At 49.3% G+C, this 16,704-nt stretch carries 14 protein-coding genes; 6 read left to right on the top strand and 8 right to left on the bottom strand.

Annotated elements, in window-relative coordinates; all coding sequences use genetic code 11:
• Positions 1–32: 32 nt before the first annotated feature.
• Both B5F71_RS08430 and B5F71_RS08435 read left to right on the top strand, forming a co-directional pair.
• On the top strand, positions 33–1,235 hold the full coding sequence (locus tag B5F71_RS08430) for an acetate kinase (protein ID WP_087209251.1): 1,203 nt from the start codon (positions 33–35) through the stop codon (positions 1,233–1,235).
• A 141-nt stretch (positions 1,236–1,376) separates the two neighbouring features.
• A complete protein-coding gene (locus B5F71_RS08435) occupies positions 1,377–2,417 on the top strand; it encodes a sugar kinase (RefSeq protein ID WP_022039630.1) in 1,041 nt (346 codons plus the stop codon).
• A gap of 163 nt (positions 2,418–2,580) precedes the next feature.
• Here the strand turns inward: B5F71_RS08435 and B5F71_RS08440 are convergent, their stop codons facing one another.
• Both B5F71_RS08440 and B5F71_RS08445 read right to left on the bottom strand, forming a co-directional pair.
• Entirely contained in the window at positions 2,581–3,348 is a 768-nt protein-coding gene (locus B5F71_RS08440) for a UDP-2,3-diacylglucosamine diphosphatase (RefSeq protein ID WP_087209279.1), read from the bottom strand.
• A gap of 21 nt (positions 3,349–3,369) precedes the next feature.
• The gene (locus tag B5F71_RS08445; protein WP_087209281.1) at positions 3,370–3,690 is read right to left on the bottom strand and encodes an iron-sulfur cluster assembly protein; all 321 of its coding nucleotides are present in this window, start codon (positions 3,688–3,690) and stop codon (positions 3,370–3,372) included.
• Between the two features lie 175 nt (positions 3,691–3,865).
• Between B5F71_RS08445 and B5F71_RS08450 the strand changes: the two genes are divergently transcribed.
• Positions 3,866–5,068, top strand: coding sequence for an acyloxyacyl hydrolase (locus tag B5F71_RS08450; RefSeq protein WP_087209254.1), 1,203 nt, complete (start codon positions 3,866–3,868; stop codon positions 5,066–5,068).
• Here B5F71_RS08450 and B5F71_RS08455 read toward each other — a convergent pair whose 3' ends face one another.
• On the bottom strand, positions 5,069–6,481 hold the full coding sequence (locus B5F71_RS08455) for an MATE family efflux transporter (protein WP_022039634.1): 1,413 nt from the start codon (positions 6,479–6,481) through the stop codon (positions 5,069–5,071).
• 162 nt (positions 6,482–6,643) lie between these two features.
• Here B5F71_RS08455 and B5F71_RS08460 point away from each other — a divergent pair, with 162 nt between their 5' ends.
• Complete coding sequence (locus B5F71_RS08460; RefSeq protein ID WP_087209256.1) at positions 6,644–7,540, top strand: helix-turn-helix domain-containing protein; 897 nt, start codon at positions 6,644–6,646, stop codon at positions 7,538–7,540.
• Positions 7,541–7,687: 147 nt separating this feature from the next.
• Complete coding sequence (locus B5F71_RS20230; RefSeq protein ID WP_158098064.1) at positions 7,688–7,858, top strand: hypothetical protein; 171 nt, start codon at positions 7,688–7,690, stop codon at positions 7,856–7,858.
• 52 nt (positions 7,859–7,910) lie between these two features.
• Here B5F71_RS20230 and gcvT read toward each other — a convergent pair whose 3' ends face one another.
• Both gcvT and pepT read right to left on the bottom strand, forming a co-directional pair.
• Positions 7,911–8,996: a glycine cleavage system aminomethyltransferase GcvT gene (gene gcvT, locus B5F71_RS08465; protein ID WP_087209259.1), complete on the bottom strand. Its 1,086-nt coding sequence runs from the start codon at positions 8,994–8,996 to the stop codon at positions 7,911–7,913.
• A gap of 115 nt (positions 8,997–9,111) precedes the next feature.
• Complete coding sequence (pepT, locus tag B5F71_RS08470) at positions 9,112–10,338, bottom strand: peptidase T (RefSeq protein ID WP_022039638.1); 1,227 nt, start codon at positions 10,336–10,338, stop codon at positions 9,112–9,114.
• A gap of 202 nt (positions 10,339–10,540) precedes the next feature.
• Here pepT and B5F71_RS08475 point away from each other — a divergent pair, with 202 nt between their 5' ends.
• Positions 10,541–11,755, top strand: a complete 1,215-nt coding sequence (locus tag B5F71_RS08475) for a BamA/TamA family outer membrane protein (protein ID WP_087209261.1) — start codon at positions 10,541–10,543, stop codon at positions 11,753–11,755.
• Between the two features lie 253 nt (positions 11,756–12,008).
• On the opposite strand, the gene B5F71_RS08480 is transcribed toward B5F71_RS08475, so the two are convergent.
• The 3 genes from B5F71_RS08480 to B5F71_RS08490 all read right to left on the bottom strand — a co-directional run bounded on the left by B5F71_RS08480 (position 12,009) and on the right by B5F71_RS08490 (position 16,467).
• The gene (locus tag B5F71_RS08480) at positions 12,009–13,415 is read right to left on the bottom strand and encodes an amidophosphoribosyltransferase (protein WP_087209264.1); all 1,407 of its coding nucleotides are present in this window, start codon (positions 13,413–13,415) and stop codon (positions 12,009–12,011) included.
• A 119-nt stretch (positions 13,416–13,534) separates the two neighbouring features.
• A complete protein-coding gene (locus B5F71_RS08485; RefSeq protein ID WP_022039642.1) occupies positions 13,535–14,374 on the bottom strand; it encodes an alpha/beta hydrolase in 840 nt (279 codons plus the stop codon).
• 98 nt (positions 14,375–14,472) lie between these two features.
• On the bottom strand, positions 14,473–16,467 hold the full coding sequence (locus tag B5F71_RS08490) for an oligopeptide transporter, OPT family (protein WP_087209267.1): 1,995 nt from the start codon (positions 16,465–16,467) through the stop codon (positions 14,473–14,475).
• Positions 16,468–16,704 lie beyond the last annotated feature (237 nt).

Consider the following 16,704-nt stretch of genomic DNA (forward strand, 5'->3'; position numbering starts at 1 on the left):
TCCTAACTATAAAAATAACAAATCAACTATATATGAAAGTATTAGTACTCAATTGCGGCAGTTCATCCATCAAGTACAAATTGTATGAAATGACTACCAAACAAGTCCTTGCACAAGGCGGTATCGAAAAAATAGGTTTGCCGGGGTCTTTCCTGAAATTGACCTTGCCGAACGGTGAAAAGAAAATCATCGAGAAAGATGTACCCGAACATACCACCGGCGTACAGTTCATCTTCGACACCCTGACCAGCCCCAAATATGGAGCCGTGAAGAGCCTGCACGAAATCAATGCCGTAGGCCATCGCGTATTGCACGGAGGAACCAAGTTCAGTGGTTCTGTGCTGATTGATGATGCCGTAATCGCCGCCGTAGAAGAATGTTGCGACCTGGGTCCGCTCCATAATCCAGCCAACCTGAAAGGTATTTATGCCGTACAGCAATTATTACCCGAAGTTCCACAAGTAGCCGTATTCGATACAGCTTTCCACCAGACGATGCCCGATTACGCTTACCTGTATGCCATCCCTTACCGCTATTTTGAAAAATACGGTATCCGCCGTTATGGTTTCCACGGCACTTCTCACCGCTACGTATCAAAACGCGTATGCGAATTTTTGGGAATCCCGCAAGAGGGAAGCCGTATCATCACCTGCCATATCGGAAACGGAGGTTCTATTGCTGCCGTAAAAGACGGGAAATGTATTGATACCAGTATGGGACTGACCCCATTGGAAGGCTTGATGATGGGTACACGCAGCGGCGACATAGATGGAGGTGCCATCACTTACATCATGAAAAAGGAAGGACTTACCCCCGATGAAATGTCTACATTGCTGAACAAGAAGAGCGGTGTATTGGGCATGTTCGAAAAATCGAGTGATATGCGCGAACTGGAAGCTGCCGTACAGAATGGCGAAGAACGTGCTATTCTGACCGAAAAGATGTATTTCTACCGTATCACCAAATACATTGGTGCATACGCAGCAGCCATGAACGGCGTGGATGTCATTCTTTTCACAGGCGGTGTAGGCGAAAACCAGTCGAGTGCACGTGCTGCTGTCTGCAAGAACCTGGAATACCTGGGTGTGAAAATCGATGATGAAAGAAACAAGGTGCGCGGCGAAGAAGCCATCATATCTACCGATGACTCGAAAGTGAAAGTCGTAGTTATCCCGACCGATGAAGAGCTGACCATTGCAACCGACACGATGAACATCCTGAACGAACGCAATTAAGTAAATAATCATTAAATAGGTTTATAAAAGGGCATCCCCGTAAGTCGCTTTTCATTATCTTTGCACGGGCAGAGACAAAAAGCGGCTTCTGGGGATGTCTTTTTTTGTCCTCCCTCATCCAAGAACTTAAACACATAGAATATGAAAAAAAAAGTTGTAACATTCGGTGAGATCATGCTCCGTCTTACCACTCCCGACAATCTTCGCATACAACAAAGCCATGATTTTCTGGTCAACTATGGAGGAAGTGAGGCCAATGTTGCCATTTCCATTGCCAATTTCGGAGGAGAAGTGGAATTCATAACCCGCCTGCCCGACAATGCACTGGGAGATACCTGCCTGTCCGAACTGCGTTCGCACAACATTGGAACAGGACATGTACTGACGGGAGGCAACCGCTTAGGAACATATTATATGGAGAAAGCAGCCGCCATGCGTAATTCAAAAGTGATATACGACCGCGAACATTCGGCTTTCTCAGAACTGAAACCCGGCATGATAAACTGGCGTGATGCATTCAAAGACGCTTCCATCTTCCACTGGTCGGGCATCGATGCGGCTCTTACACCGGGACTTGCCGATGTATGTAAAGAAGCCATTGACACAGCCAAGGAAATGGGACTGACCATTTCGTATGATATCAATTACCGTAAAAACCTGTGGAACTACGGGAAAAGCGCACAGGAAGTATTGCGTCCCCTGATGGTTTCGAGCGACATCATGTTCGGAAGCGAAGGAGAGTATGCTTTAGTTACAGGACTGAAAGCACCGGGATTCAAAGCCACACGCAATGGAGAAGCATACGACCTGGAAGCCTACGAAGCTTTCTGCAAAGGCATCAGTGAACAGATTCCCAACTGCAAATACATCTACATTGCCCTGCGCAACGTCATCAGCTCGGTACACCATACCTTTGCCGGCATCCTTTATTCGCACGGCACTATGAAACATACCCGTGTGTTCGACATTGATGAAGTGGTAGATTGCGTTGGTGTAGGCGATGCTTTCTGCGGTGCCATGCTGTATGCCCAACACGCTTTTGAAGATGAACAGAAGCGCGTAGACTTTTCTACGGCGGCCTCTGTACTGAAAAATACCATTGCAGGCGACTACAATATGGTGAAAGTTGCCGAAGTGGAAGGCTTGCTCGCCAAACACGAAAACGGTGAAGTGGCAAGATAAATCAGTTGACAAGGGAACAAGGGAACGAGGGAACTAGGTGACGAGGGAACTAGGTGACAAGGTTTCAAAAACTTGGGTTGAAGTATGCAACACTATTCAAAACCTCGTCCCCTTGTTACCTCGTCAACTTGTCACCTTGTCAAATCGTCAACTTGTCACCTTGTTACCTGACTTCCGTCTCTCCTTCGATGAACTGTTCCATAAAAAGATTCTCACCATCGAATACGGCATACGAGAACTCGGATATCCAATCGCCCAGAATCAGGAGACGCGATGTGCGGCTCAACATCAGGTCGAGCATGATGTGGCGATGGCCAAAAATAAAATAATTGATATCAGGATGCGTTTTCAGGTATTTCTTTGTAAACAACACCAACGGTTCTTTATCTTCACCCATATAAGGAGGCTCTTTCCCCTCTTCCCGCTTCTGGCGACTATGCTTCGCCCACTCCAGTCCCAGTTCTACACTCCAGCGCGGATGCAACATCGAGAACATACGTTGTAAAGTATGACTATGAAACATCATCCGGAGCAAATGAAACTTACGGTCATTATCGCCCAGCCCGTCGCCATGAGCCAGGAAGAACTCCTTTCCGTAAATCTCGCACGTCTGCGGTTCCCGGTGCAGAATCACTCCACATTCTTTCTCCAGATAATCACCACACCAGATATCGTGGTTTCCGATGAAGAAATGCACTTCCACTCCCCGGTCGGTCAATTCAGACAATTTGCCCAAGAAACGGGTATATCCCTTAGGCACAACCAACTTGAATTCGTACCAAAAGTCGAACATATCCCCCAAGAGATACACAGCCGAAGCCCGTTCCTTAATACTGTCGAGGAAATTGACCAAACGGCGTTCCTGAGTGCGGCTATGCGCAATAGCCCGCGAGCCTAAATGCGCATCCGACAAAAAATATACATTCTTCATCGCATCCATCATTACCTGTTTTTATAAAAATCCTAACTCCAGTTTTGCTTCTTCGCTCATCATGTCCTTGTCCCATTCCGGCTCGAAGACCAGATTGATCTGGGCTGCTTTCACCCCCTCTACCGACTCTATCTTCTGCCGGATATCTTCCATGATGAACTCGGCGGCGGGACAATTGGGAGCCGTAAGCGTCATATCCAGCACCACTTCTCCGTCATCCTGAAGGTCAATCTTGTAAATCAGTCCCAAATCGTACACATTGACCGGAATCTCAGGGTCGTAAACGGTTTTCAACATATCCACAATCCGCTCTTCTATCTTCAATTTTTCAGTATTATCCATATCCTTCTTTCTTTTTACTGTTTGCGACAAATATACGACAAAAAAGTGAAATAAGCCGCAGAAGAAAGAGCGAAAGTTAAAGACAGCATTCCAATGCATACCCATTTTTCGTTTCCGAAATGTTTGTCCGTTTCATCGGATTGACTTACCTTTGAATGCAAAAAGATACGAGATTATGAAAAAGACCGATAGATTTATCTTGCTCTGCCTCCTATTCGCCTTCTTTTGTATCGGGGGAACCCTTGCCGGACATGCCGAACCCGACTCGCTTACCCATCACCCGATACACCACCAGATAGGTTTCGATATCCGCCCGGGATATGTATTGCCTACCAAAAGTTTTTTTGAAGGCGAAAATGCACAAGGAAAACCTATCAACACCGTACTTTCGGCACATCTGAAATATGCCTTCCGATTCGATAAAGACTCGTATTTGGGAAAACTCTATCCGCATGCCTATCAGGGCATCGGCATAGCATATACTTCTTTTTTCAACCCTTCGGAACTGGGAAACCCCGTCAGTGTATATGTGTTCCAAGGTTCACAAATAGCCCGGCTCACCCCTCACCTGACACTAGACTACGAATGGAACTTCGGAGCCTCATTCGGATGGAAAAAGTATAACGAGACAAGCAACCCGTACAACGATGTGGTAGGTTCGAAAATCAATGCTTACCTGAATGCCGGCATCTACCTGAACTGGCAACTCGCCCCACAATGGCATCTGACCGCAGGGATAGAAACCACACATTATTCAAACGGGAACAGCAATTACCCCAATTCGGGTGTCAACACCGTAGGGGGACGTATCGGACTGGTACGTACTTTCGGAGCTGAAAAAACAAACCCCAAAACTCACCCGCAAGAAAAAGCTCTCCTACAAGGTTCCCCATTCAGTTATGACATTATTTTATACGGAGCCACCCGGCGCAGAGGCATCATCTGGCCCGATGAGCGATACCTTGTACCCGGCTCGTTCGGGGTAATCGGGTTCAACTTCAATCCACTCTACCGGGTCAACAGGTATTTCCGTGCCGGCATCTCGCTGGATGCACAATACGACGAAAGCGCCAACCTGAAAAACCATGTAGCCGGAACCGAACATGACACCAACCAAAAACAATTCTACCGCCCATCTTTCCGCGAACAGTTTGCCGTAGGACTTTCCCTGCGTGCCGAACTGACCATGCCGATATTCAGCATCAACCTCGGTATAGGACGCAACCTTATCTACAAAGGAGAAGACACCAAAGGATTTTACCAGATTCTTGCCCTGAAAACATTCGTCACACGCCGCGTCTTCCTGCATGTGGGATATCAACTGAGCAACTTCCACGACCCCAACAACCTGATGCTGGGACTGGGCTACCGGTTTTAATCATTTCAAGTTCATCCATTTGCCACGTTCAAGCCGGACAAGGAAGATAAATCCGCGGAAACATAATTCGATACACATGGCAAGCCATACGCCTTTCAAGCCCATCGACGGAGCCAGCGATGCCGCCAGCGTAAGACGCACCGCCCAAATGCTGAAAAAATTCATCAGACACGGAATAATGGTGCTGCCGGCTCCTACAAAAACACCGTAAGCCACTATTGCCGCGGCAAACATCGGTTCGGCAAAAGCCTCGATACGCAATGCCATTACGCCCAGTTCCAGCACTTCGGCATCGGGCGTCATCGTACCTATAATCAACGGGGCAGCCACATACATGATTACCCCCATGATGCCCATTACCGTCATGCCCATTCCTACCGTGATGCGGGCAAAACGCCGTGTCAAATCTCTACGTCCGGCACCCATGCTCTGCCCTACCAGAGTAGTAGCAGCATCTGCTATACCATAACCCGGCATGTAGCACAAGCTCTCTGCCGTTATAGCAAACGAATTAGCCGCTATGGCGAATACTCCCAAAGGTGCCACAATAACCGTAGTAAGAATCTGTGCGCCGCAAATCACTGCGTGCTCAATGCCCATCGGCCCCCCGATACGGGCAGCCTTTTTCAATACAGCCGATGTAGGACGAAAACGTCCCTTTTCGTGCATCAGCCCCAATTCGGAAGAACGGGTCACCAGAAACCATAACATCAGACCTGCCACAACCAGTTCGGCAAGCCCCGTCCCCAAAGCAGCTCCTGCCACCCCCCATCCGGCACCAGGCATAAACACTTCCATCCCAAACAGAGAAATGTGACGGGAAGGGAAAATAAGAAAATAATTGAACACCACATCCAGCATACACATCAGCACGTTCAGCATACTGGGTACACGCATATTTCCACTACAACGCAACATGCCTCCCGTCAGGAAACACAACTGCATCATGGGAAGGAAAGCCGCATAAATCAGGAAATAAACCGAAGCATCGTGATTGATGACCTCTTCACCGCCCAACCAATAGGGCAAGGCACCGCTGATACCCATGCCGATACTTGCCAGAAGAATACTGAATAACGACACAGCCACAAGGGACTGGCGCAACACCTGGCGTGCTTCCTTAAACTTCCCTCCACCAATGCAATGCGCCACCTGTACGGCAAAACCGGTAGATGCCGCACTACACAAGCCCGAAAACAACCACGTAGAAGTGGATACCAGCCCGATGGATGCCGAGGCATTGGCACCCAGGCTGCCCACCATGGCAGCATCGATGTATTGCATCACAATAGACGACAACTGGGCTACCATCGCCGGTATACTCAGCTGAACCGTAAGCAGAAGTTGCTGGCGAAGGGTCATCGGACGACCTTCACGTATCAGTACCAATAAATCGTTTTTTCCGAAATTCATAGAGTGCAGTTTATTCCGCGTGCAAAGATACACCAAATTCGGATAACAAACTTACCCGAATTACGGATAAAAGTAATTTCGATACATCACTCCGTAAAACGGGTATAAAAGGATTGCAGATAAAAGTCTATCTTTGCGTCCCGTAACAGATGCAAGAAAACAATGAAAGAAACATTAGACATCAAGACCGTACACCAATGCAACTGCTGCCTGGGATGCAAAACCTTGCACCCACAAGCCAGCGTCATCCGCCTGGACAATGCGAATGTGACACAACAGGCTATCCGATTTGATTTCTATACCGTCTTGCTGATAGAAAACGGTATGGAAGAGGAATGCTGTTGCGGACGGAAATATTACGATTTCTCCACCGCCACCATGGTCTTCTTGCCTCCCCAACACTCGTTTGGCATCAATGACAAGCACGTACTTCCGACACAAGGATGGCTGCTCGCTTTCCATCCCGACTTGCTTTACAACACTACGCTCGAACATAGCCTCGGGCATTATTCGTTTTTCGCCTACCGGAAAGAGGAAGCCCTGCACCTCTCCCTGCGCGAGAAAAACAAAATCGTGACATGCCTTCAAGAAACGGAAGAAGAACTGCGCCACCCCATCGACCGGTTCAGCCGCACGCTTATCTCGCACTACATCGAACTGTTACTGGATTATTGCACGCGTTATTACGAACGGCAGTTCATTACCCGCGAAGATAAAAACAAAGCTCTGTTACGCCACATGGACAGGATACTGGATAATTATATCACATCAGACCAACTGAAACACGGCATATTGCCCACCCCTGACTATTGTGCAGAACAACTGAAGCTGTCTGTGGCATATTTCAACGACCTGCTACGATTCGAGACCGGAAAAAACCTGCACGAGTATTTCCAGCTGAAACGCCTGGATACCGCCAGAAAGATGCTTCTGGCAAATACCGATAGCGTAGCGGCGATAGCTTCCCGACTGGGCTTCCCTACTCTCCAGCAGTTCAATTTCATCTTCAAGAAAATCACCGGTCTTGCCCCTAACGAGTACCGTCTGGCACAGAACTGAATGGATATTTCACCGCAGAGGATACAGAGTCTTTTAAATTTACGATTTGACTATTTACTAAATGAATATCCGCATTTTGCTCCTACATGGGATGTTTGCGGGATTCAATATTTACGATTTTAGAAACGGTTTTGAATTTATCGTGCGATGATTTGGGATGAGTTTTTGAGGCATTTCCGCTTGTGTGATGAGGAAGATAGCGGGCTATCTGACGAAGAACAGAAGCGGAAAGGACCAAAAAATCGCCCAAAGCACACACGAAAACGGAAACATCAAGACGAGAAAAACTTTTTGGAGAAATTCAAAACAGTTTCTTAGTTTACTTCGTAAATCGAAAAACAGTAATTATACATTCTCTGCGGTGAAAACATCACTTGCGGAAAGGCGGCTTCACGACTTGTGCTTTCAGCTTCCGCCCGCGGTTGTCCAGATAGATTTCCGTACCAGGTTTCGAGAAAGCGGTTTGTACATAGCCCAAACCGATACCTATCTTGCGAGTAGGCGACATGGTGCCCGAAGTGACATGTCCGATTTCATTTCCAACGGCATCCGCCAACTTATAGCCGTGGCGCGGGATGCCGCGGTCTACCATCTCAAAACCTACCAGCTTGCGGGCAACACCTTCGGCTTTCTGCTTTTCGAGTGCTGCACGATTGGGGAAATCCTTGCCTTCTACAAACTTTGTAATCCACCCCAGTCCGGCTTCGAGGGGCGATGTGGTATCATCGATGTCATTGCCGTACAGACAGAAACCCATCTCTAAGCGCAATGTGTCGCGTGCACCCAATCCGGCAGGCTTGATGCCGAACTCGGCTCCAGCCTCGAAGATAGCGTCCCAAATGTGTATCGCATCTTGCGGATAGAAATAAAGTTCGAAGCCTCCGGCTCCGGTATAGCCAGTATTCGAGAGAATCACTTGCGGTACTCCGGCAAAATCGCCCACACAGAAATGATAATAGGGTATCTCTGCCAGATTTACCGAGGTCAGTTTCTGCAACACAGACAAAGCTTTCGGTCCCTGTACGGCAAGTTGTGCCATACGGTCGGAAGCGTTTTCCAGTTCAGCACCGGCACGGTTGTGCGATACACACCAGTCCCAGTCTTTCCCGATGTTGGCGGCATTTACCACCAGCATATACTTTTCCGGCTCATAGCAATACACCAGCAAGTCATCGACGATCCCCCCAGTTTCATTGGGAAAGCACGTATATTGTACCTTACCCGGCGTGAGCACAGCCGCATTGTTCGAAGTAATATCTTGGATAAACTGGAGCGCATAAGGACCTTTCACCCAAAATTCGCCCATGTGTGAGACGTCGAACACGCCCACGGCGTTGCACACCGTAAGATGTTCGTCAATGATTCCAGAATATTCGATAGGCATATTGTAGCCCGCAAATTCGTGCATCTTTGCGCCAAGCGCGATGTGTTTCTCTGTAAATGGAGTTGTTTTCATCTGTTTTTCATGTTAAGGTTTATTATTAAGGTCATCACCACAGATTAACCGATTTTTTTATCAACAAATCAGGAGTTAAACATAGTTATACTCCTGATTCGCATAATTAACAAAATCAATACCGCCTGGCGGTAAGCTCGGCAATCTTCACTACCACCTTCATGGCTTTCTCTATAGACTGTATGGGCACAAACTCGTAACGCCCGTGGAAGTTCAAGCCGCCGGCAAAGAGGTTTGGACAGGGCAGGCCTTTAAACGAGAGCTGGGCGCCATCCGTACCTCCGCGGATAGCTTTCACTTTCGGCTCCACACCTGCCTCCTGCATGGCAGCAAAAGCGATATCAATGATGTGCATCAGCGGCTCTACCTGCTGGCGCATGTTGTAGTATTGGTCTTTCACCTCTACCGTTACCGTACCCGCTCCGTATTTTTCGTTCAGCTTGTCGGCACACACTTTCATCAGCGCCTTGCGTGCCTCAAATTTCACACGGTCATGGTCGCGGATAATGTACGAAACCGTAGTATGTTCCACCTCTCCTTCCATACCTATCAGGTGGAAGAAACCTTCGTAGCCTTCGGTCGTGGCAGGAGTTTCGGCATCAGGGAGCAAGGACACGAACTCGTTTGCTACCAGCAACGAATTGACCATCTTGCCTTTGGCATATCCAGGATGCACGTTCAGACCTTTTACCTGCACCTTTGCCGAAGCCGCATTGAAATTCTCAAACTCCAGCTCGCCCACTTCGCCTCCGTCCATCGTGTATGCCCATTTGCATCCGAACTTCTCCACATCGAACTTGTGCGCTCCCAGTCCGATTTCCTCGTCAGGATTGAAACCGATGCGGATTTTTCCATGCTTGATTTCGGGATGCTCCTTCAGATAAGCCATTGCCCCTACGATTTCGGCAATGCCTGCCTTATCATCGGCTCCCAGCAGGGTTCGCCCGTCAGTCACTATCAAGTCCTCGCCTATATGGTCGAGCAATTCGGGAAACTGTCCGGGTGACAACACGATACCTTCTTCCTCACACAAGGGTATATCCTGACCTTGGTAATCGGCCACAATTCGCGGACGTACATCCGCACCCGACATATCGGGACTGGTATCCATGTGAGCGATGAAACCAATGGTAGGGATATCACGGTCCACATTAGCCGGAAGGGTAGCAAAAAGGTAACCGTTCTCGTCGAGTGAGATTTCCTCCAGCCCTAATGCTTCCAATTCCGATTGCAAATATTTGGCGAACACCATCTGTCCGGGAGTGCTGGGTGTCACACCGGCATTCTCGTCCGACTGAGTGTCGAAAGAAACGTACTTCAAAAAACGTTCTATTACTGTCATAATCTTTTAAGTTAAATTTTTAGCAATGATTAGTGATGTAAAAGTAGAAAATAGCCGGCATACCGCCAAACATACGAAGTTAAAAAGCTATACCGAGAGCATTAAAAAGCCATACAAGACCACAAACTTAATTAAGTTCTTCTAATTTTAAGCCTCCAAGTGCCCAAGTTTTTATACCTTTGCGACTGATAACATTTTGAATATGAAAAAACTGATTACACTCTGCATCCTGTGCTTGACGGCATCGCTCGGCTTTGCCCAAGAGACGGACACCCTCCGGCTTCCTGCCGACACGCTTTCCCCGCCAATGACTCTGAGCAAGAAAGAACTGCACCGCCAGAAGGTAGCACGACGAAACTTCCATTACAATATATTGGGAGGACCCAGCTTCAGCCCCGACTTCGGATTTCTGGTAGGCGGAAGTGCACTGATGACGTTCCGCATGAATCCCAAAGACACTACCATGCGCCGCTCAGTACTCCCCTTTGCCATGGCATTCATCTTCAAAGGCGGACTGAATATCCAAGTAAAGCCCCAACTGTTTTTCAAGAACGACCGCTTCCGCATCTTCGGACAATTCACTTACAAAAACACGCAAGAGAACTTCTACGGCGTGGGCTATTCTACCAACAAAAATTACGAGCGGAGTGACAGTACCAGCCAATACCGCTACAGTGGTGTACAGATAAACCCCTGGTTTCTGTTCCGCATCAAGGAGACCGACTGGTTTATCGGTCCGCAAATCGACCTGAACTACGACAAGATAAGCAGTCCGGCAAAGCATCTGGCACACCAAGCAGATTACGTGCGCGCCGGAGGTACCGAATCGGGCTACAAAAACTTCAGCTCGGGCATCGGCTTCCTCGTCACCTACGACACGCGTGACATTCCTGCCAACCCTTACCGAGGGCTGTACTTCGACATTCGTGGACTGCTGTACCAGAAATGGCTGGGAAGTGACAACGATTTCTACCGCTTCGAGCTGGATTACCGCCAATACAAGTCGGTAGGCGAACGGAAAGTGCTCGCCTGGACGGTACAGACCAAGAACGTATTCGGCAACAACATTCCACTGAACAAATACGTGCTGAGCGGTACGCCGTTCGACCTGCGCGGATACTACATGGGGCAATACCGCGACAAGAGCGGCCACGTGGCACTGGTGGAATACCGCCAGATGTTCAACACCGACCGCAGCAACTGGCTGAAGCGCATCGTCCACCACCTGGGCTTCGTAGCCTGGGGAGGAGCCGGATTCATGGGTCCTAATCCGGTGAAGATAGAAGGCGTGTTGCCCAACGCCGGCTTGGGCCTGCGCATCGAAGTGCAGCCGCGCATGAACGTCCGCCTCGACTTCGGGCGCAACTTCATCAACCGCCAGAACCTGTTCTATTTCAACATGACAGAAGCGTTCTGATCCGTCGATAAGTAATCAATAATATACGACAAGCTCTGAAAACACAGATTTTCGCGGATTAACGCAGATTTGGCAGGTAATTATAGCCACTCGGAAATATGCAACTATATCCGTCCGTGTGTGCATATATATGTCCCCCGTATCCATTATAGTTGCATCACAATGGTAATGACAATGACAACAGACAATTGACAACTACTCCGGCTTAGAATAATTGTCAATTATCCATTGCCAATTGGTGAGAAAAGGGAAATCAGAAGCGACTCGAACCGTCGAAGCAATGCGTGCAGACCTTGCACTTAGGCAAGCCTATGGCGTTTATCAGCGTCTCCAGCGTATTGAATTTCAACGATGTGAGACCAAATCGCGCACGGATACGTTCTACCAGTTCATTGTACTCGGGTGAGCCGGTAGTGGCATAGCGGTCTAATTTCGCATTACCGTCACCCTCTATCTCTTTGATAATGCGGCGAGTAATCAGTTCCATGTCGCTCTTCGACGAGGTAAAGGCGATGAACGGACAGCCGTAAATCAGCGGCGGGCAGGCGATACGCATGTGGATTTCCTTGGCACCATAGTCGTAGAGGATTTTCACGTTGTCGCGCAACTGGGTGCCACGCACAATGGAGTCATCGCAGAACAACACCCGTTTGCCTTGCAGCATGGCACGGTTGGGGATGAGTTTCATTTTTGCCACCAGCGAGCGCATCTCCTGATTACTGGGTGTGAAGCTGCGCGGCCAGGTAGGAGTGTACTTGGCAATGCCACGGTGATAAGGTACGCCTTTGCCCTCGGCATAGCCCAACGCCATGCCTACACCCGAATCGGGAATGCCGCAGGCGCAGTCCACTTCCGACTCATCGGTACGTCCCATCTCGTAACCGCTCTTGAAGCGCACTTCTTCTACGTTGCGCCCCTCGTAGCACGACACGGGGAAGCCATAATACACCCACAGGAAGGAGCATACCTGCATCTCCTCGTTGGGCTTGCGCAGCTGCTCTACGCCTCCGGCACGCACACGGACTATCTCGCCCGGTCCCACGTAGCCGGTTATCTCGAAATCAAGGTTGGGCAGGCTGCACGACTCACTGGTCACGGCATACGCGCCCTCTTTCTTTCCGATGATGATGGGCGTCCGTCCCAGCCGGTCACGGGCGGCGATGATACCATCCTCGGTAAGAAGCAGCATCGAGCACGAGCCTTTCACCTTAGCATATACGTTTTCGATGCCCTCGACGAAATTTTTTCCTTGCACGATGAGCAATGCCACCAGCTCGGTAGGGTTGGTTTTCCCCATACTCATTTCGGCAAAGTGCATATTGGCATCCAGCAATTCTTTCTCCAGTTCGGAGATATTATTGATTTTGGCAACCGTCACTATCGCAAACCGTCCCAGATGTGAATTAATCATAATGGGTTGTGGGTCGGTATCACTGATAACGCCGATACCCGATTTGCCCTTAAACTTTGATAACTCCGACTCGAATTTGGTACGGAAGTACGAATTGTCTATACTATGAATCGACCTTGCGAAACCCGATGTTTCATCGTAAGTAGCCATCCCTGCACGTTTGGTTCCCAAGTGCGAATTGTAATCCGTACCGTAAAACAAATCGGTCACACATTCAGCCATAGAGACTGTTCCGAAAAAACCACCCATTTTTGCTATGTTAAGTTGTTAAAATTGTAAAGTAAGTAAATCGCCTGCAAAATTACAGAAAAGTACCGAAAAAACAGCTGGCGGAAAGAGAATTTTCCTTCCAGCCAGCTTCTGTATGTTTAGCGGTCGAGCTCACGCAGCCATTTCTCCAGCTCACCGGTCCATTGGCGTTTGTAAAGGAAGCTGTCGCGGAATCCCCAGCCGTGTCCGCCGACGGGATAGGTGTGCAGGCTTGCCGAAACACCGTTTTTCACCAGTGCCGTATAATAGTTCACGCTGTTGGCTACGGGTACGGCACCGTCATCGCTGCTGTGCATGATGAATGCCTGAGGAGTTTCGGGTGTGACTTGCAGTTCGTTCGAGTACTTTTGTTCGAGTTCTTTTGAAGGATTCTTTCCTAACAGGTTGTCGTGAGAACCCATGTGGGTGTAAGCAGGATCCATCGTAATGACTGGATAGAACAGAATCTGGAAGTCGGGACGTGTCTCTGCGTCTGTAAAATGGGTTGCGGCGGTGCTTGCCAGATGTCCGCCTGCCGAGGCACCCATGATGCCCAGCTTTTGGATGTTCCATTCTTTTGCATGCTGGCGCATGATGCGGAGTGCCTGTTGGGCATCGCTCAGGGGGACTTCATTGTTTCCGTTAGGCATACGGTAGGTCAGTACAGCGTATGTAATGCCTTGGCTGTTGAACCAGTTTGCCATATCATGCCCTTCGTGGTTCATGGCGAGATGACTGTATCCACCTCCCGGGCACATCACGATGGCAAGTCCGTTGCTTTCTTTAGCGGGATAGACTTCGATGGTCGGTTCTGCTACATAGAGCGGACCTTTTTCCACTTGGCTGGTCATGCCGTTGTCATTGGGCGCGCCGTTTTGCCATAACTTGATTTTGACAGGTTCCTGCGCCGCGAGCAGCGTAGAAACAAAGAGTAAACTCATTAATGCTAACTTTTTCATGGTGTTTTATTTTTTATTAGGTGACTAGGTACTAGGGACTAGGTGACTAGGCTTTGAATAGTTTTGCTAATGGTATCTAAAACCTAGTACCTTGTCATCTAGTCAACTTTATTGATGTTCATACTTGCTTTTACTAAATATATAATAAGGAGTGCGTATGCAATGAGCGATACCACTTGGCTCATCGGGTTTTCCAGCCACGCTTCGTTCACCAGGTTAATGCCTCCGAAACGCATCGCAGCACTTATCACACCCATCAGTGCACCGCCGGCTATGAAGCCCGAAGCCAGCAAAGTGCCCTTTTCTCCACGTGCCGCATTAACCGCTTCGTCCTTGCTACGGGTGGTGACGTACCAGTTGATGGCACCGCCTACAATAAGCGGCAGGTTCAGTTCCAAGGGGATAAACATACCTAAGGCAAAGGCAAGTGCCGGGACTTTGAAATAAGTCAGCACCAATGCCAGTGCGGCACCGATGCCATAGAGCAGCCACGGAGCCGACACACCGTTCATCAGCGGGTCGATGACGGCAGCCATGGCATTGGCTTGCGGTGCGGCAAGTGCGCCCGAAGAGAATCCGTAGGTCTTGTTCAGTATCATGATAACGCCGCCTACGGTAGCAGCCGATACCAGTGTGCCCAGGAATTTCCACGTCTGTTGCTTGGCGGGCGTGCTTCCCAGCCAATAGCCGATTTTCAGGTCGGTAATGAAGCCGCCTGCCATCGAGAGGGCAGTACATACCACGCCTCCCATAACCAATGCCGCAACCATGCCCGTAGCACCTTTCAGCCCTACGGCAACCATCACCACCGATGCCAGAATCAGGGTCATCAGCGTCATGCCCGACACGGGATTGGTGCCCACGATGGCAATGGCATTGGCGGCTACCGTGGTAAACAGGAACGAGATGCCTGCCACGAGGATGATTGCTACAATGGTGTGCAGCAAATTGCCTTGCATCACATCGAAATAGAAGAACAGCGCCACAAGGATAATGGTGACAATCGACCCGATGGCGATGATTTTCATCGACAAGTCTTTCTGTGTGCGCACCACGCCGGCATCTGCCTTCTTGCCTTTCATCTCTTTGGCGGCAAGCCCTACGGCACTCTTGATGATGCTCCACGAGCGCACGATGCCGATAATGCCCGCCATGGCGATGCCTCCGATGCCGATACTCTTGGCATATTCGGCAAAGATGGTTTCGGGCGACATCGAGCCTACGGTCTGCGTGATAGCCGGATTCCAGGCGTTCAATACCTGGTCGCCCCACAGCATTGCGATGCCCGGTACGATGATAATCCATACTGCGAGCGAGCCGGCGCAGATAATGGCGGCATATTTCAACCCTACGATATACCCCAGCCCCAAGACCGCTGCTCCGGTATTGATTTTAAGCACCAGCTTCGCCTTGTCGGCAATCGTCTCGCCCCAGCCGCACACGCGGGTGGTGAAGTTCTCGTTCCACCACCCGAAGGTAGCTACGATAAAGTCGTACAGACCGCCGATGAGTCCGGCAAAGAGCAACGGTTTCGCCTGGCTTCCTCCCTTTTCGCCCGAAATCAGCACCTGCGTGCTGGCGGTGGCTTCGGGAAAAGGATATTCGCCGTGCTTCTCGCTTACGAAATACTTGCGGAAAGGAATGAGAAACAGGATACCAAGGATACCTCCCAGCAAAGAGCTGATGAACATCTGGAAGAAGTCGACCGTCATTTCCGGATACTTGTCCTGAAGAATGTAAAGTGCCGGAAGGGTGAAGATGGCTCCGGCTACGATAACGCCCGAACATGCTCCGATGGACTGGATAATGACGTTTTCGCCCAGTGCGCTTTTACGCTTGGCGGCTCCAGACACTCCCACGGCAATGATGGCGATGGGGATGGCGGCTTCGAATACCTGTCCCACTTTCAACCCCAAGTATGCTGCTGCTGCCGAGAAGAGTATTGCCATGGCAATGCCCCACGTCACCGACCAGGCATTTACTTCGGGATAATTCTTGTCGGGCGACATCAGGGGGTGGTATTGTTCGCCCGGTTTCAGTGGACGGAACGCGTTTTCGGGCAGTCCCGTCGGTTTTTCATCTGTTTCTTTCATGTTGTGTTATTATTTTTAGTTTCAATTTATCTTTTCGTGCCAGATAAAGCCTTATGCATCGTTCCCGGTGTGATATAAACTGTCAGCTATTAATTATTAATTATTAATTGTTAATTATGCGAATCAGTAGTTAAACGTAGTTATGTTTCACAGGAGTTATCACTTCGTTCAGGAGTTACAGGCCAATAGTCTTACTTCTGAAACCGGCGCAAAAAGGTATTGGCATCTAACTTCCAG

The organism is Bacteroides sp. An269 (genome assembly GCF_002159755.1).
Classification (GTDB): domain Bacteria; phylum Bacteroidota; class Bacteroidia; order Bacteroidales; family Bacteroidaceae; genus Phocaeicola; species Phocaeicola intestinalis.

Coding starts and splice junctions, on each gene's coding strand:
- B5F71_RS08430 (WP_087209251.1), top strand. CDS start 33: ATGAAAGTATTAGTACTCAATTGCGGCAGTTCATCCATCAAGTACAAA.
- B5F71_RS08435 (WP_022039630.1), top strand. CDS start 1,377: ATGAAAAAAAAAGTTGTAACATTCGGTGAGATCATGCTCCGTCTTACC.
- B5F71_RS08440 (WP_087209279.1), bottom strand. CDS start 3,348: ATGAAGAATGTATATTTTTTGTCGGATGCGCATTTAGGCTCGCGGGCT.
- B5F71_RS08445 (WP_087209281.1), bottom strand. CDS start 3,690: ATGGATAATACTGAAAAATTGAAGATAGAAGAGCGGATTGTGGATATG.
- B5F71_RS08450 (WP_087209254.1), top strand. CDS start 3,866: ATGAAAAAGACCGATAGATTTATCTTGCTCTGCCTCCTATTCGCCTTC.
- B5F71_RS08455 (WP_022039634.1), bottom strand. CDS start 6,481: ATGAATTTCGGAAAAAACGATTTATTGGTACTGATACGTGAAGGTCGT.
- B5F71_RS08460 (WP_087209256.1), top strand. CDS start 6,644: ATGAAAGAAACATTAGACATCAAGACCGTACACCAATGCAACTGCTGC.
- B5F71_RS20230 (WP_158098064.1), top strand. CDS start 7,688: ATGATTTGGGATGAGTTTTTGAGGCATTTCCGCTTGTGTGATGAGGAA.
- gcvT (WP_087209259.1), bottom strand. CDS start 8,996: ATGAAAACAACTCCATTTACAGAGAAACACATCGCGCTTGGCGCAAAG.
- pepT (WP_022039638.1), bottom strand. CDS start 10,338: ATGACAGTAATAGAACGTTTTTTGAAGTACGTTTCTTTCGACACTCAG.
- B5F71_RS08475 (WP_087209261.1), top strand. CDS start 10,541: ATGAAAAAACTGATTACACTCTGCATCCTGTGCTTGACGGCATCGCTC.
- B5F71_RS08480 (WP_087209264.1), bottom strand. CDS start 13,415: ATGGGTGGTTTTTTCGGAACAGTCTCTATGGCTGAATGTGTGACCGAT.
- B5F71_RS08485 (WP_022039642.1), bottom strand. CDS start 14,374: ATGAAAAAGTTAGCATTAATGAGTTTACTCTTTGTTTCTACGCTGCTC.
- B5F71_RS08490 (WP_087209267.1), bottom strand. CDS start 16,467: ATGAAAGAAACAGATGAAAAACCGACGGGACTGCCCGAAAACGCGTTC.